General features: G+C 35.0%; 12 protein-coding genes and 1 other annotated feature. All 12 genes read left to right on the top strand.

All coding sequences use genetic code 11. The features are described 5' to 3' along the window. Positions 1–29: 29 nt before the first annotated feature. The 12 genes from HDR40_RS01415 (at position 30) to HDR40_RS01470 (ending at position 16,033) form a co-directional block, all read left to right on the top strand. Complete coding sequence (locus HDR40_RS01415) at positions 30–2,060, top strand: hypothetical protein (protein WP_290625564.1); 2,031 nt, start codon at positions 30–32, stop codon at positions 2,058–2,060. 18 nt (positions 2,061–2,078) lie between these two features. After that, on the top strand, positions 2,079–3,035 hold the full coding sequence (locus HDR40_RS01420) for a zinc-binding alcohol dehydrogenase family protein (protein WP_290625566.1): 957 nt from the start codon (positions 2,079–2,081) through the stop codon (positions 3,033–3,035). Positions 3,036–3,348: 313 nt separating this feature from the next. Then, entirely contained in the window at positions 3,349–4,338 is a 990-nt protein-coding gene (locus HDR40_RS01425; RefSeq protein ID WP_290625568.1) for a hypothetical protein, read from the top strand. A gap of 17 nt (positions 4,339–4,355) precedes the next feature. Then, a complete protein-coding gene (locus HDR40_RS01430; protein ID WP_290625570.1) occupies positions 4,356–6,245 on the top strand; it encodes an SEC10/PgrA surface exclusion domain-containing protein in 1,890 nt (629 codons plus the stop codon). Further along, positions 6,238–8,199 (top strand): SLAP domain-containing protein, encoded by a 1,962-nt coding sequence (locus tag HDR40_RS01435; RefSeq protein WP_290625572.1) that lies wholly within the window; start codon positions 6,238–6,240, stop codon positions 8,197–8,199. The genes HDR40_RS01430 and HDR40_RS01435 overlap by 8 nt, the downstream gene beginning before the upstream one ends. 558 nt (positions 8,200–8,757) lie before the next feature. Further along, positions 8,758–9,342 carry a peptidylprolyl isomerase gene (locus HDR40_RS01440; protein WP_290625574.1) on the top strand — a complete coding sequence of 195 codons (585 nt, stop codon included), beginning with the start codon at positions 8,758–8,760 and terminating at the stop codon, positions 9,340–9,342. 105 nt (positions 9,343–9,447) lie between these two features. Further along, complete coding sequence (locus tag HDR40_RS01445) at positions 9,448–10,134, top strand: YoaK family protein (RefSeq protein ID WP_290625635.1); 687 nt, start codon at positions 9,448–9,450, stop codon at positions 10,132–10,134. A gap of 44 nt (positions 10,135–10,178) precedes the next feature. Then, positions 10,179–10,428, top strand: a binding site (T-box leader). A 34-nt stretch (positions 10,429–10,462) separates the two neighbouring features. Beyond that, positions 10,463–11,311, top strand: a complete 849-nt coding sequence (locus tag HDR40_RS01450) for a MetQ/NlpA family ABC transporter substrate-binding protein (RefSeq protein ID WP_290625576.1) — start codon at positions 10,463–10,465, stop codon at positions 11,309–11,311. Positions 11,312–11,663: 352 nt separating this feature from the next. Then, the gene (locus tag HDR40_RS01455; RefSeq protein WP_290625578.1) at positions 11,664–12,125 is read left to right on the top strand and encodes a hypothetical protein; all 462 of its coding nucleotides are present in this window, start codon (positions 11,664–11,666) and stop codon (positions 12,123–12,125) included. Between the two features lie 88 nt (positions 12,126–12,213). Beyond that, positions 12,214–12,570, top strand: coding sequence for a hypothetical protein (locus HDR40_RS01460; RefSeq protein WP_290625580.1), 357 nt, complete (start codon positions 12,214–12,216; stop codon positions 12,568–12,570). 415 nt (positions 12,571–12,985) lie between these two features. Then, positions 12,986–13,675 carry a hypothetical protein gene (locus HDR40_RS01465; RefSeq protein ID WP_290625582.1) on the top strand — a complete coding sequence of 230 codons (690 nt, stop codon included), beginning with the start codon at positions 12,986–12,988 and terminating at the stop codon, positions 13,673–13,675. A 3-nt stretch (positions 13,676–13,678) separates the two neighbouring features. Then, positions 13,679–16,033 carry a hypothetical protein gene (locus HDR40_RS01470; RefSeq protein ID WP_290625584.1) on the top strand — a complete coding sequence of 785 codons (2,355 nt, stop codon included), beginning with the start codon at positions 13,679–13,681 and terminating at the stop codon, positions 16,031–16,033. The last annotated feature ends 19 nt before the right edge of the window (positions 16,034–16,052 follow it).

The raw sequence follows: 16,052 nt of genomic DNA on the forward strand, positions 1-16,052 counted from the left end.
TATTTTATATTTAGAAAAGAGAAGTTTGTATGGTTAATAATAAAAAATTAAAAAAGCTGTTACACCAGCGTAATAAACAAAATATAAAAAGATCTAAAATTCCTATATTAGAGAAAGTAGAGTTTACAGATGATGATATTGCATTTCCGTTTGCGACCGCTGAAGATATTAAGACTAAAGGTATGCGTCATGAGCTGAATCGTGTAAGAAGATTTACTGCAAAAAATTTTTTAAATAAATATCGTTATAGTGCAACTGATCATAGCTTAATTAAACCTTATTATTATTTAAGAAAATGGTTTAATTGGACCGGTATTGTAGCTGACATCTCTATGCCAACTGGAAATGATTCAACTAAGTTAGATGGTAAAGTATTAATTGATAAATTCTGCTTTGAAAATAAAGTAACTGGTCAAAAAGAGATGCTTGATCATCATATTTGGTTAAATGTTAATAACATTCGCTATTTAATGAATGGTCCCAAATTAACTTTAGGTATTGGGGATGTTATCCAAGCAACTAGTCGAGTAATGCAATATTCTGGTAAAGGTGGATCCGTTGAAAAATTTGGTCTTGGTTCAACAGTTATTCGTGCTGGTGGGATTTTAGTTTCTTATACTAAAAATATTAATTCTCCTAAATCTCAAACAATTACTAGTAACTATGATCATGGTGATGATTGGGTATTAAAGTTAGATAATAGTGGTATTCCTGAATTAACTTTGCAAAATTATAATGAAAATAAAGATATTAGAATTTTTGCTAATAAAGAACATGGTCATGTACTAGCAACTTATCAGCCAAGTCGTTATGTTCATTATTTCGAGCGTTTACAAGAAAGTAGTTCTAATACTCCTATTAAGGTATCCCAAGAACCAATGACTTATACTGCTGTAGTTAGTGACTTTAGAGTATATGATCAAGATAATGAACGTGTACCTAAGATTGTTTTAGAATCTATCACTAATCCTAATGGGCGGGTAGTGTGCGCTCGTAAAATTCTAGATTTTAATGATTCTCTACTTGCATTAGGGACTTTGCGTAAAGGAGATGAAGTATCGTTCAAATTTAAGGGGAGCTTTGATGAGTTGAAGACTAATGAATTGACTAAATTTAAGTTAGTAACTAGTCATCAAACTTATGAACTTCCAAAAGATAAGCGATTACTTTGTGGTTGGATTATGCATTGCTTCTTTTACACTCCAACTAAAGATTACGACTTGATTGGTAAATATTTACATTGGCAACAAGTTATTTCACGCGAAGATGTAGAGGTTACTGATGATAATTTTGACAAATATTATGGCTTAACTGCACCCGAAATTGCACAAAAATTGGAATTAGATAAAGAAGTTGTTCAAAATTATCTTCAAAATGTATTTCCAAATAATAGTGATATCTTGTACTCATATATTGACAGCAATGATATTGAACATCGTTACTATCACCCGGAGGTACTAGCAGAAGTGGAGAACCATTTTAAACACACCAGTCAAAAGGCTCAAAGTGCACTTGAACGTGCGCAAGCAGCTAAGCATGAGTATTCTCATCAAATTAAGGATAAGGTTGCCTCTATCCCAAAGGCAAAAGAAAATCAACCAGTAAGTAGTCGTGAACTTGAACGTAAGTTTCTTGATGCAGTTAGTGAGAAGGAAAAAGTTGAGAAGAATACTGAACCAGAGCACACACCTTCTAAACCAAAGGTAAAGATAATCAAAAAGGCTCCTGTAGCTACTGAAACTACTTCAGTAAGTAATCATTCTAGTGTTAAAAAAGATCCAGTACCAAAAAAAGAATCTCAATCAATTATTCCAGTCTCTTCACCACATCCAGAAGAAAAAGTTACTATCTCAGAATCGGATAGTGACTTTAAAGTAAAGTTTGTTTGTGAGACTGGTGTGTATACCAGTACCCAATTTACTAGTTATATGGCTGCAGCTCAATATATTCAACAACTTACTGAATCTAATAAACTAAATCAATTTTTATTTGTAAAAAATGAACTTGGTCAAGATAGTATGATTTCTGTTAAGCAAGTCTTAGAAGTCAAGGCACTATAAAAAGATTGGAGATAAACTTTGAAAGCGGTAGTTATTGAAGAAGCAGGAGGCCCGGAAAAATTAATTTATAAAGATGTGCCACTCCCTAAAATCAAACCGGGCTGGTCACTTGTTAAAATTATGGGCTTTGGTATTAATCATTCGGAAATTTTCACTAGCAAGGGCTTATCACCTTCTGTTAAATTTCCACGAATTTTAGGAATCGAATGTGTAGGAATTATTGCAGAATCTACTGATACTGACAAGTTACCTGTTGGTCAAAAAGTAATATCAATTATGGGTGAGATGGGACGAGCTTTTGACGGCTCATATGCGGAATACGCAGTGCTACCAAATAATCAACTTTACCCTATTACGACAAATTTAAGTTGGCCAATCTTGGCATCTATTCCAGAAACTTATTACACTGCATATGGATCATTAATTAATTTGCAAATCAAAAAATCTGACAAAGTCTTAATTCGTGGTGGAACCAGTGGTGTTGGTATTGCCTTTTTGAAATTAATTAAAGGTAAATATCCGAAAATCTTTGTTGCTGGAACTAGTCGATCTCTAAAAAAAGAAAAAGAGATGACAAATATCGGCTACGATAGAGTAGTAATTGATCAAGATGGAGAACTGCAAACAAATGAAAAGTTTGACAAGATTTTAGAATTAATTGGGCCTAAGACTGTTAAAGATAGCTTTAAACATACCAATGAATTTGGCATAGTTTGTTCAACTGGCGAATTAGGTAATGAATGGTATCTTAATAATTTTGATCCAATCATGGATATTGCGCCTAATAGCTACTTGACTAGTTTTTATTCAAATAATGTAAATCAAGCCAAAATTAATCAGTTACTTGAATACATTGAGAAGTATCACGTTGATGCTAAGCCTGAAAAGGTATATGACTTAGCTCATGTGGCAGATGCCCATCGTTATTTGGAAAGTTCTCATAGTTTTGGCAAAGTCGTTGTAGTAGAGAAATAATTGAAGTACGTGAATTGACATTGCCTAGTTAGATCATTTGAAAATATTGATACTTTAATTTGTGTAGCCAGTAAGACTCCTTTATTTTTGATTAAAAAAACATGCGCAAACTTGCGACTTTAGTCGTGAGTAGTTCAAAGAGTACATGAATGATAAAGCATCCCCATTTGAGGGATGCTTTTTTATTAGGGATTATTCTGTATAAAATATTTCAAATAAACTTGGTGCAAATACGAATATTCAACTATTTTTTAACAAGTTAGTACTAGAATAAAATAATTGGAAAATTTGATTTAATTAGAGGAGAAAGATAATGAAGCATAAAATAGTTATTACTAGTTTAACTGCAGCTGCGCTTGCTACGGTTTCGTTGACTAGTGTTAATCATGTTGTTAAGGCTGATACGGTTGGTGATGTGTCTACTCAGAAGTCACAATCACCAAAGGAAATTGCTAAAAACAATGTAGCTAGTGCTCAAAAGAATATTGAACAAGCCCAAAATAATGTTAATAAGGCTCAAACTACGCTTGATAATGCACAAGCTAGTGCAAATAAGACAACTGAAGATTATAATGCTCAAGCTAAGCAAGTTGAAAAATCTCAAAATGATTTAGCTGATAAACAAAATACAGTTCAAAAGGCAACTAATGATGTAACTACTGCCCAAAATGAAACTGCTAAGGCTCAAAATCTACAAAGTATCGAAAATGCTAAACAAGCAGTAGAAGATAAAAAAGCTGATATTGCTGCTAAGCAAAATGCAGTATCTGAGGCACAAAAGCAAGAAGCTAGCAAACAAGAGGCAATAAATAAGGCTAGTGGGGATGTTAAATCTGCTCAAGCTAATCTAGCTACTAAAGAAAATGCTAAAAAGATAGCTGATAATGAAGTTCAAAATGCTCAAGATGCATTAAAAGGAACTGATATTGATAAGATTCAAAATGATATTAATAACTATCAAAAGAATATTAATGATCTCTCCAATAATATCAAAACGAATCAATCAGTGTTAGAGCATAATCAAGAAACATTAAAGAATAACCAAGCTAAGCTAAGTGATACTAATACTAATCTTGCTCAAGCTAAAGAAAATTTAAACAAAGCTGAAAAAGATGTAGCTATTAAACAAGCTGAATTGGATAAAGCTAATGACCAATTAACTAAATTACAAAACAGTGGTCAAAGTAGTCTTTCCAAAGAAGAAATAGCTGCACAAGTTAAAAATGCCCAAAACGAAATTAAGAGTGCCCAAAATGCGCAAAATGAAGCTACAAAAATCTTACTTCTGCTAAATCAAATGTAACTAGTGCACAATCTGCGTTGCGACAAGCTCAAGATAATTACAATTCTGCTAAATCAGCATTAGATAGTGCACATGCTGAATTAAAGCAAGCCCAAGATAAATATAGCAGCACTAAATCTGCTGTTGATAGTTATACTACAGATAGTTACAGCACTAACGTAGCTAAAGCTCAAGATACATTAGATAAAGCACAAACTACTAAAACCGAGGCTGATAATAATGTAAGTCAAGCTAATAAAGATTTAGAAGATAAGCAGAAAAATCAAACTGATGCTATTGATAATTATAACAAGGCCGTAAGTGATTATAATAATGCTCAAGCTAACCTTGCTCAGGCTCAAGTAGCCCTAAAAGCTGGTCAAGATACTGTCGCCGATAATCAAGCTAAGCTTACTAAAGCACAAACTGACTTAGCTAACCTCAATAATGAAAATGCTGATCTAACGCAAGAATTGAGTGATGCTAAGCAAACTGTCAATGATAAGACCTTAGCTGTAAGTAGTAGTCAAACTGATCTAGATAATGCTAATGCACAATTAGCTGATGCAAATGAAGCTAAGACTAACACGCAACATGCAATCGAGCAAGCTCAAACTGATTTAACTAACGCTCAAAATAGCTTAAGTGATTTGCAAACTAAATATGATAATGCCAAAACGGCGTTTGATAAAGCTAAAGAGCCATATGAACAAGCAGCATCAATGGGTGCTAATGATATTAAACTTGATCAAGATTATCTCGATATGGTCAAGAAGTATACTGACGCATATACAGCATATTGGAATGATACAACTAACACTGTGTCAAATCCAGAAAACGATCCTCAATTCATGAACGATGCGCGTAAGGTATCTGATGAGAACTGGGTCGAAAACCGTTATGTTCATAATAATTATGACAAGAGTCGCACAGTTGATGTGATGAACTTGACTGATGCTGAGCGTTTAGAACTTAACATCTTTACCGTTAACTTACTTAACTCTGTTCGCAGCCAACTTGGTTCACCACTCCTTACACTCAATAAGAGTGCAATGAATTTGGCTCATGACATCAGTGACGGTTATACTGCTGATAATCGTAGTTGTCTTGATGGTAAACACCATGATACTAAGGTGATCAATACAGTTGCTAATAATTATGGCTTAATGTATGACGATGACTATTCTGATAATTATTATGAAGATATGTCTAGTTTTTGGACGACAGGATATTCTAAGGAAGATTCCGTAAATCAAGCCGATGATACGGTAACTACTCTTACGAATACAGCTATGACAATGTCTCCAATCGATACCACAATGAATATGGACCACCTTAAGTATGAGATCTATAAGTCATTGATCGGGATGATCTTTGCTGATGACGAATGGGATCATATGCAAGACCTTACGGGTACAATTAAGAATGATCCAAAACTTGTTGATTCTAAAGATACGGTATACTACTATGGTTTCTCACTTTCCATGCTTAATAATCCACCTGTAGGTAATACCCGTAATGGTGTTAGTGACCACTTCGAAATTATTAAAAGTGATGATATTCAAGACCCAACTAAATTCGATACTTCAGCAAATGTTGATCATAAAACGTTAATGCAGTATCAAGCAGACTTAAATGATCTCGCATCTGGTGATCTATCAACACTGCAAGATGCATATACGGCCGCTGAGTCGACCCTTACTAGCGCTAAGAGTGCCGTTGATGATGCTAATACTAAGATCAGCAATGCTCAAGATGCACTTAAGAGTGCGACTGCGCGTTTAGCTAGTGCTCAAAATGCTGCCGACGTAGCTCAAAATGCCGTCAAACTTGCTCAAGTTCGCCATGATGAAGCAACTAATGCTGCAACTGCTGCTCAAAACAAGGTTGACACTTTACAAGCTCAATATGATAGCTATCATGAATAACTTCATGCAGCTTAATAATGATGTCATGAATTATCAAACAGCAGTAAACAATGCTCAAAATAATATTAGTTCATTACAATCTGCTGTTCAAAGTGCACAAGATGATGTTACGGCCGCACAAAGTAAAGTTGATAGTGCTAAAGTAGCTAAAGATAACGCAACTAATGATGTCACTAGCGCCCAAAGTAAACTGGATTCGACTAAGAATAAGCAAACCAGTGCCGCATCCGCAATTGCTAGCGCTAAAACAGCTTTAGCCAAAGCTAAATTAGCACTTAAGGATTACACTGCTCAATTGGCTACTTTACAAAATAATCAATCATCAGCTAAAGCTGTAGTAGATAACGCTCAAAGTAAGGTTGCTTCTGCTCAACAAACTACAAATAATGCTAAAACTACAGTAGAGAATAAGCAAAGTGATTTAACCAGTGCTACTAATAACTTATCTGCTCAAATCGCTGCTTTAAATAAAGCTAACTCCGATTTAGCACAAGCTAAGCAAGATTTGGCTAATGCTAAGAATGCTGTAGATATTACTGCTATTAAGCAATATGTAGCAGATGCTAAGCAAGCTTTACAAGTGACCAAGAATAACCAATCTCTTGCACAAAAGAATGTAACTGATTTACAAAATAGTTTAACTAGCTTACAAACGGCAACCGCTAATACTCAAAAAGCATTAGAAGCGAGTCAAAAAGCTCTTAATGATCAAAACCAAGAATTAACTATTCAAAAGCAAAACTTATCTGCAGCTAAGAACCGTCTTGCTAGCTTAATTGCCTCTGACAGTCAAAAGTCTGCTAACTTAAACAAAGCTTTGTCGGCTCAAAAACAAGCTGTCTCTGATGTTGCTGATGCACAAGCCCAGTTGACTAAGGCTAATAATGCTCTTAAGGCTGCTCAAGAAGGTAAGACAAATCTAGAAAAAGATATTGCTAATAAACAAGCTGCAGTTAAGAAAGCTCAAGAAGAGTTGAAAGACTTAACCACTAAGCGTGATAATTTACTTAATGCTCCGCAGAAGTTAGATGCTGCTAAGAAAGAGCTTGAACAAGCACAAGCTGATGTTAAGATTGCAGAAGCTGCTTTAAAAGCAGACCAGGCTAAGTTATCTGAGTTGAAGAAAGGTAAAGAGAGTGCAGAAGCTAAGTTAACTCAATCTCAGACTGATTATAATCAAGCTAAGCAAGATTTAACTACTGCCCAAGATAAATTAACTAAGGCTCAAGATACTTTGACTGAAATTGAAGGCCAAGAACAAGTAGTACAAGACTTAGCAAACCAAGAAGCTCAACTCCAAGCTGAAACTACCAAGAATACTGAACCTAAAAAGACCTCAGAAACTAAATCGTTTACATTAACACATAATGCTCTTGTTTATGATAAGAATGGTAATGTAGTTACAGTGAACGGAAAGAATAAAGAGTTCTACACCGGTAATTCTATTACGGCTCTAGAAAATGCTAAAATTGTTACTATTAATGGTAAGCAGTTCTATCAAATTAGTGAGAATGAATTTATCAAGGTAGCAAATGTCAAGAAGAGTATTTCGTTTGCTACTAAGAAGATTAAGTTAACGCACAATGCCTTTGTATACGACAAGAATGGTAAACGGATTAAGCTTACTTGGATAAGACGTGGTAAGTCAATTAAGACTTCAAAGATTGTCGTTATTAAAGGTAAGAGATACTACCAAATCAGCAATAATAAGTTTGTTAAGGTCGCCAACACTAAATTAAAGACCCATACGACACAGACTACTGCGAGAATTAAAGATAAGTTGAATCATAAGATTGCGACTGTAGATCGTTTAGGCAAGAAGAATGGTCACTATGTATTAGGTGGACGTACTTATAAGCTAAATGAAAAACATACAATTAAAGGTAAGACTTACTACAAGATTTCTGGTAAGAATGATTGGATTGTCGCAAGTAAATTGAAGATAAATAAATAATAGATTGAAAGAGTTTAGGAAAAATAACTCCCTAGACTAAAAATTAAGAGTAAGAATTCTATTTTTGAAATCTTACTCTTTTTTTGTGCTTTCTTTTTGTTAAAGCAGTCCCGTTTAGGATTCTTCTGTTCCAGTATTTACTTAAGTTCATCATTATGACCATCAATCAAATATCTGTTTCTAACATGACCTCATGATGTTAGTGACTTAATATTTACGACACCATTAATTTTTCTAAAAATTATAAATAAACATAAAAAATTTAAAAACTAGTTACTGCGTAGTTGTTATTTTATTTTTCTAATTATTAAATACAGACTAGTTTAAATAGAAAGAAATTAAGAGATATTTACTTTATTTTTTAATAATTCATGATTAATAAAAATTTTATCGACTTTTTACCGTAATTTTAAGTATATTAAAAATTTTGAGATTAGTTTAGGAACCATCATTTTTGATGTTAAAGAACATAGATTATAAAGGGATGCAACCAAAATCTTTCAATTTATTGCCCTTCAGTGATAAAATAAAACAGTTAAGAAAGAAGGAGGAGTTATTATGACATACCCACAATTAGATTTAGCAAATGTAACTGGTCCTAAGGCAACTATTAAGACTAATCATGGTGACATTAAGATTCAACTTTTTGAAAAACAAGCACCAATGACAGTTGAAAACTTTATTCGTTTAGCTAAGAAAGACTACTATAATGGCACTACTTTCCACCGTGTAATTAATGACTTTATGATTCAAGGTGGAGATCCTAAAGGTGACGGTACTGGTGGTCAAAGTATCTGGGGACATCCATTTGAAGATGAATTTTCTCCTGAATTATTTAATATTCGTGGTGCCGTTTCGATGGCTAACTCAGGTCCGAATACTAATGGTAGTCAATTCTTCATCGTTGAAAATAAGAATATGCCTAAACGCTTCATCAAGCAATTAGAAGATGCAGGTTATCCTAAGGAAATTATCAAGGCTTATAAGCAAGGTGGTACCCCATGGCTTGATGGTCGTCACACTGTTTTTGCTCAAGTAATCGATGGCATGGATGTTGTTGATGAAATCGCCAAGGTTGAAAAAGCTGCTAATGATAAGCCAAAAGAAGACGTTATTATCACTACAATTGACATTGAGGGCTAATTTTTTAAAGATATGTTCAACTTTACGGAACATATCTTTTTTCTTATCTTATAATAAATAGTGATAGTTATAAGAAAGTAGGAATAAATTGTGAATTGGAAATCAATGTTAGATAAAAATAAACCTTCTGAATCGCGGCTTTTGGCTACAGCATTAACTTTTTCGGGAGGTTTTGTAGATGCGTATACTTATATCCAGCGGGGACATACTTTATCAGCGGGACAGACGGGTAATGTAATCTTCTTTGCTTCATCCTTGGCTAGTCACAATGTTAGCGGGATGATTAATCGTGGTTCGACGTTTTTAGCCTTTACGATTGGTTTGATAATGGTAGGGTTATTTCATAAATATGTAAAAAGTAATTATTGGCGCGTTTTCTGTCTATTTCCAATTTTATTTATTTGCGCTATTGTAGGTTTTTTACCGGCTTCCGCACCTAATTACTTAATTGTGCCGGCAACAGCTTTTGGGATGGCAATTCAAAATGCCTCATTCAGTAAAATAGAGGGCATGGGTTACAATAACGTATTTACAACTGGTAATTTAAAAAAATCTGTGGTTGCCTGGTCAGCGTACTTTTTTGGTGAAGATAAAACCCAATATACTGCGGCTGTAAACTACATGTTGGTAGTAATCGCCTTTGCCTTAGGGGCAATTATTTCCGCACTATTACAAACAATTTTTAACTTAAAAACAATTTGGTTTGCGGTAGCTTTATTAGGCGTAACTGACATTGTATACTTAATTTCTCTACGAAAAAGAAATAAATTTTCTGTAGCTAGTCATGATTAATCGTTGACCAAGTTAAATAAAAATGATAAATTATAGATAATATTAAAAAGATTTTGAAAAGTTGAGTAATTAGTTCAAACTTTTTTAAAGAGAGTTACTGTTTTGGTGAAAGGTAATAAAAGGTTGACTAATGAATATGGACTTGGATTTAATCTATTTTGGTGAAATACTTTTATTTAGCCGATTTCGGGGTTGTTGCCGTTACCATAACAAGCTATTGATAGATAGTTAGTAAGATTTTCTATGTAAGTAGAAGATAAACAAAGGTGGTAACGCGAAGCACTCGTCCTTTCTAGGATGGGTGCTTTTTTGTTTAGGAGGTTTTTCAATGAGAAAGAAGAGAATCAGAAATCGTATAATTTGGTCAGTAATTACAGTGTTTATCTTAATTACCGGCTGGTTTAGCTTTGGTCCTCAACCTAAAGTGGATAAGACTAAGGTTGTTACTGTAGGAATAGTGGGTGCTGCTAAAGGTGAAAAAGCTATCTGGAATAGTGTAGCCAAGACAATGAAAGAAAAGTATGGAGTTACTTTAAAAATTAAAAGTTTTGATGGTTATGACTTACCTGATAAAGCTCTTAAATCAGGAGATGTCGATTTAAATTCTTTTCAACATTATGCTTATTTAAAAGAATGGAATAAGGCTAATCACGGTGGAATTGTAGCGATTGGTGATACATATATTGCACCGATTCGATTATATAGTAAGAAGTACAAGAGTATTACAGATCTACCAGATGGAGCGACAATTGCTATTCCAAGTGATGCGACAAATGAATCGCGTGCCCTTTTTGTATTAAAAAATGCGGGTTTAATTAAGCTACGAAAAGGAAAAACCTTAGTATCAATTGCTGATATTACTTCTAATCCACATCATTATCATATAAAGGAAGTAGCTTCCGAACAAACCAGTCGAGTCATATCTAGTGTTGATGCAGCAGTTGTAAACAATGATTTTTCAGGACCTGCTGGCTTAGGAAATAAAGAAACTATTTTTGTTGAACCGCTAAATAAGGACTCTAAACAATGGGTTAATATTATCTGTGCTCGAACAAAAGATAAGAATAATAAAGTTTACCAAGAAGTAGTTAAAGCATATCAATCCAAGACTACTAAACAACTTTATAAAAAGTACTATGGTAATAAACAGATTGCCGCTTGGGATAGTAAGTTATAGAAAGAGGTATTAGTAATACGAGTATACTATTTGATAATATAATTAGATTTTACTGATTAAAAAATCTTATAGAGAATGCGCTAAATTATCTCTGTAGGATTTTTTCTTTTAGCTTTTTTAATCTTACATTAGAATGTAAGAAAATATGTAAAAATATTTGTGCATATAAGTATTATTTCAACGACAAGATATAATTAAGCCTTTACCATTGATATAGGTAAGTGGTGTTTGAGGAGTAAGAAGATAAATTTATAAGCCACAAACGATAATAGAAAGGAAGGTTAATGCGTAGCCGAGGTTACGTATAACTAAAGAAATGAAGAATAAAAAATTAACCAAAGTATTAAAGAAAATGACGACGGCCGCCATTTTGTCAATCGCCCTTGCCAGTCCGCTCACCGCTAAAAGTGCTAGCGCCGCTACTTACAACGCCGCCGACTACTTTCCGGCTGGCACAGATGCAAGTGTGATTCCGACTGAAGACATGTACAGAGACAATTACAATAGTTACTTCCGCAACTTTAAAAATAGAAGTGCTAACATTTACATTAATGATAAAACTGTTAAGAAGGTCTTTCAAAAAGCGGCTAAAGCTTGGGCACCAGTCTTTAAGTTCAAGTTTGTCAGTTCCGCTAAACATGCTGACTTCAATTCTGCTAAATATGCCAATGTCGTGGTTAAAAAAGACGGCGGTGCGCAAACGAATTGGGCTACAGTTAATAAAGCTCAATTATTCTCTGGTTCGATGAAAACTCTTAAGCAAATAAAGAAAGACTTTCCTACATATTATAGATTAAAGGGGGGGTTGGTATAATGTTTATGCTGATGGTAAGATCACTAATTACAAGAAGTGGAAAGCTTATCATAAAAAAGAACTAGCTGGCGGATCTGAGGCTGTGAAGATGTACAATAGATTAATTAGTTCTACTGCCTATTTATATGCGCCTGAAGCTGGAATGTGGATCCCATCCGATTCAGATACTGGAAAGAATTCATGGAACCACTATATTACAGTAACTGCTGGTACCAGAGGCTTGACTCAAGCTCAACAACTCGGTAATGCAGAAGAAATATTAGGTGAAATTATTGCCGGAGAAGTAAATACTGAGGATGATAGCAATGGTAACGGTGGATCCCGTAGCGGAATGTTTACTCATTATAAAGTTACTCAAAATGATCTAAACTGTGTCGATTGGGTCTATGCTCATCCATGGAGCGGTAGTAACGTCTTCTGGGATAATCGAACTGTACTTTCATAGTTAATATTTTTCAAAGTTTGATACTTAAACAAAAACGGATCTATTTAATAGGTCCGTTTTTTGTTTTTGTTGTTAAAAAGGTGGTTGCATAAAGCACTCACCAAGCTAAAACTTAACAGGAGATGATAATTTGAAGTCTTTAGGTGCTTGGCTGGAGTGTATGGGCGTACACCGGATCCGGCACCTAAGAGTTTAATTACCAGCCGTTAAGATTAATTAATTATCTTTTCATCAAAGTAATTATAGCATGATTCTAAAAGACTTTACTTAGTGGAGTCTTTTTTTTTGTTTTATAAATCAGTTTCTGCTCATTTCAGTATACTAATTACAATCTTATTATAGAAAGGTTGTAATCTATGTGATGAAATATAAGAAACGTTTCTCAAAGCGGATCTTAACAGCAGCAGCTCTTTTGTTGTTAGTTCCGCTAGCGAGTCGATCCCAGACTGTTCATGCTGCGGAATGGGACAAACCGTGGGAGCCGGGTCTGATACCCACTTACGGTATTGCGCCTAACGAAGCAACCGGAAAAGGTGGTTCTGGTAGTAAACTTGGTGTTGACTTAGGCGGAACCGCTAAGAAAAAAGGCTATGGCTCAGTTGATGGAAAAACAAATGCCGAAAATATCCATAAAGATGTTTTAACTGGCTATCTCCAGTTGAATAAAAACATCAGTGGTCAACCAATCGGTTCGAATGGGAAGAAATTCAGAACCAGTAAGGAAGGTGATGGCAACGTTACTTGGGTCGTTTACACCCAACCATCAGATTCTGATGCGGGCAAAGTCGGCATGTACTATAAGAAGGCTTTAACGTATTACCCTAACATGGATAATAAGACCAATAAGGGTAAAAGTTCTTCACCTATTACCTTAGATGCCTACTTGATTTGGAATGGTTCTTATCGACCGGGTGAAAACGGGAGCAATAATAACCTCCAATTTAGTACTAAAAACATTTCTGTTAAAGAACCGTATCAAGGAGCCGCTAACTTTACCTTGATACTTTATGATAGTAAAACTGGTAGGAAATTTAAGAAAATCAAACCTCAGATTATGCAAACTGATATTGACTATAAACAAGGTCTGATTTTCAATACGCCCTAGTATTTGATCTATGATAGTTCCACTGCATTGAATGCGGGTGGTAATTATGGTTGGTCGATTTCTACTCCGGGCAAAACCAAGGTTTTTGGTGATAGTGGTCATAAAAATGGATCACAAGGTACAGTACTTCCTGAGCAAAAGAAAGGGCAGATCTCCTATGTTCCGGCCACAGCAACTAATTCATTCAATGTAACTTTTGTGCATGGTTATAAAACAGTACCAAGTGGTTATCAATCTCATCGCTTTGCTAGCCCAACTAGTTCACCGAATAAACTTACCAAATATGCGGTAAAGAGCCTTCACTCGATAGGAGACCACTATGATGAGAATGTAAAAGACAAAAATGGAAACACCCGGTATGGTAATAGTGGTCGTGCCGATTACTTCGGTTTTGCTTTTGATTCAGGTTCCAACATCCCTTATCCTGTTTCAATCAATAAGATGATCAGCACTCACGATAAGAACTTCAAAGAATATACAAGCTCCAAGAAGCCTTTGACTGTTAAAGATAGTCAACCGATATTCTTTGATATCCACACTCAACTTAAGGAACCAACTAGTGCTTTCACCAACGTTAAGAATAAGGACGATGCCAAGACCTACTACGGTTTACCACTTACATCTGCGGTAAACGACCCAAATGACCCTTACATTGGTAAAGTATCTGAACTTAAAAAGAGTAAAAAGAGTAAACAGATCTTAGTTTTAAGAGACTATATCGACCCTCGTTTTGAGATAGTAAGTGCTAAGATTTACTACTCTAAGTGGGGCGATACTTATTTAAATCAAAAGAATAGTACAACAAAAGATGCTTCTAAGTTCTTTACTGTCTATTCCAATAAAAAAGTTACTAATGATGGTAACTATAAAGGCTATACCGCTGTTGACGCTGTGATGACGACCAAGGCAATGAAATTTGATTCCGACGCTTGGATGAAGGATTATCACTTAATCATCAAAGTTAAGCTCAAAGACGGTCTCCAACCAGATTACGGAACCAGAGCTAGTGGTTGGAGCCTATTTTACAATAAGGCTTATTTGAATTATCAGAGTGAATCTAGTGGTGGTTATGTAAAAGTCACTTACAACCACAAGGAAGAAGAGAAGACGACAACTGACAAAGATGATCATAATCCAGATCTTAAATCTCTTAAAGAAGTTTACAGTGCTGATTTAGCTGACCCAACTAAGCTTGGCAAAGAATTAAGCGCTGGGTCTAATGATACGAATGCTAAACTAACGGGTGCCTCAGTTTACCCAGACCAATACTTGTATTACCGTTTACGCTTCACGATTCAATCAATGGGTACATACGAAGACAAGAAAACTAATGGTAAAACTAAATTAGATGAGGATACTGAAGATGTACCTGAGTCTGGTTATAAAGCAGCTAAAAAAGGTGATCCTTTGATCAAAGATGAATTCACTGACCTGACGATCACCAATAATTTAAGCGATCGTTTTAGAAATAAATCGACTACCGATGATACACGTGATGTTGACCGCGTCAAAGTTGTTTTAGATGATAAATCAGACTTGACCGATACCGCTAAAAATCATGACTTCACGATTAAAAACGGTAAGCTGCAAGTAAAACTTGATAAAGATAGTGATGCTAAGCTTTTAAAGACCTTATCTGAATCTACTAAGGCCCATTATCTTTATGTTCAATATCGGGTCCGTATTCGTCCAAATGATGTTAAGAACCACTCGTTTGAACAAGATTTGAAGCTAGAACCATCAACTAGCGAGAATCAATACACCGACCCTTACAAGGTTGAAAATCAAGCTTCTATCGACGGTCACTTCATTGATTCCACTCGTACAGTTAAAACAACTGATAAATTTTTTGAAGATGACTATAATAGAGCCTACTCAAAGTGGCAAGAAGAGACAAAAGGCGATGAATTGGGTCATAAGTCAACAACTGTAAGTTCAAGTTCTGGATCAGAATCACAAGAGAGTGATTATCACCATAGTGTCAGTGTAGTTACCGATTGGGACCAAAAAACTAAGACCCTTAGTGAAGAATCATCTTTACTTGCAAACGCCACTACCAATAAAACGATCAACTGGATCAAGGTCGTCGATATTGGTCCTACTACTAAGATTCCAATCTCATGGGCGAATACCGGTGATGTAATTAATGGTGAAACCAAAGTTTGGAAAGTGCAAAGTGATCTACCATCGATTCGTGAAGAAGGTAAAAAGCTAACTAAACTTAACTTAACGGATAAAGTTCAAACTAATGAAAAGCTTGATCCAAAATTAGAATGGACTGCTAATAGTAACGATGACGACGACTTAAAAATGGCACTTACACCGGTCCGCAAGTCTTTAGAAATGGTGAGAATGTAACTTCTCATTTCACCATCAC

The organism is Lactobacillus sp. (genome assembly GCF_014803895.1).

Bases quoted from the DNA above. Each gene is read 5' to 3' on its own strand.
- HDR40_RS01435 (WP_290625572.1), top strand. From the start codon at position 6,238: ATGAATAACTTCATGCAGCTTAATAATGATGTCATGAATTATCAAACA.
- HDR40_RS01425 (WP_290625568.1), top strand. From the start codon at position 3,349: ATGAAGCATAAAATAGTTATTACTAGTTTAACTGCAGCTGCGCTTGCT.
- HDR40_RS01415 (WP_290625564.1), top strand. From the start codon at position 30: ATGGTTAATAATAAAAAATTAAAAAAGCTGTTACACCAGCGTAATAAA.
- HDR40_RS01455 (WP_290625578.1), top strand. From the start codon at position 11,664: ATGACGACGGCCGCCATTTTGTCAATCGCCCTTGCCAGTCCGCTCACC.
- HDR40_RS01460 (WP_290625580.1), top strand. From the start codon at position 12,214: ATGTACAATAGATTAATTAGTTCTACTGCCTATTTATATGCGCCTGAA.
- HDR40_RS01445 (WP_290625635.1), top strand. From the start codon at position 9,448: ATGTTAGATAAAAATAAACCTTCTGAATCGCGGCTTTTGGCTACAGCA.
- HDR40_RS01440 (WP_290625574.1), top strand. From the start codon at position 8,758: ATGACATACCCACAATTAGATTTAGCAAATGTAACTGGTCCTAAGGCA.
- HDR40_RS01450 (WP_290625576.1), top strand. From the start codon at position 10,463: ATGAGAAAGAAGAGAATCAGAAATCGTATAATTTGGTCAGTAATTACA.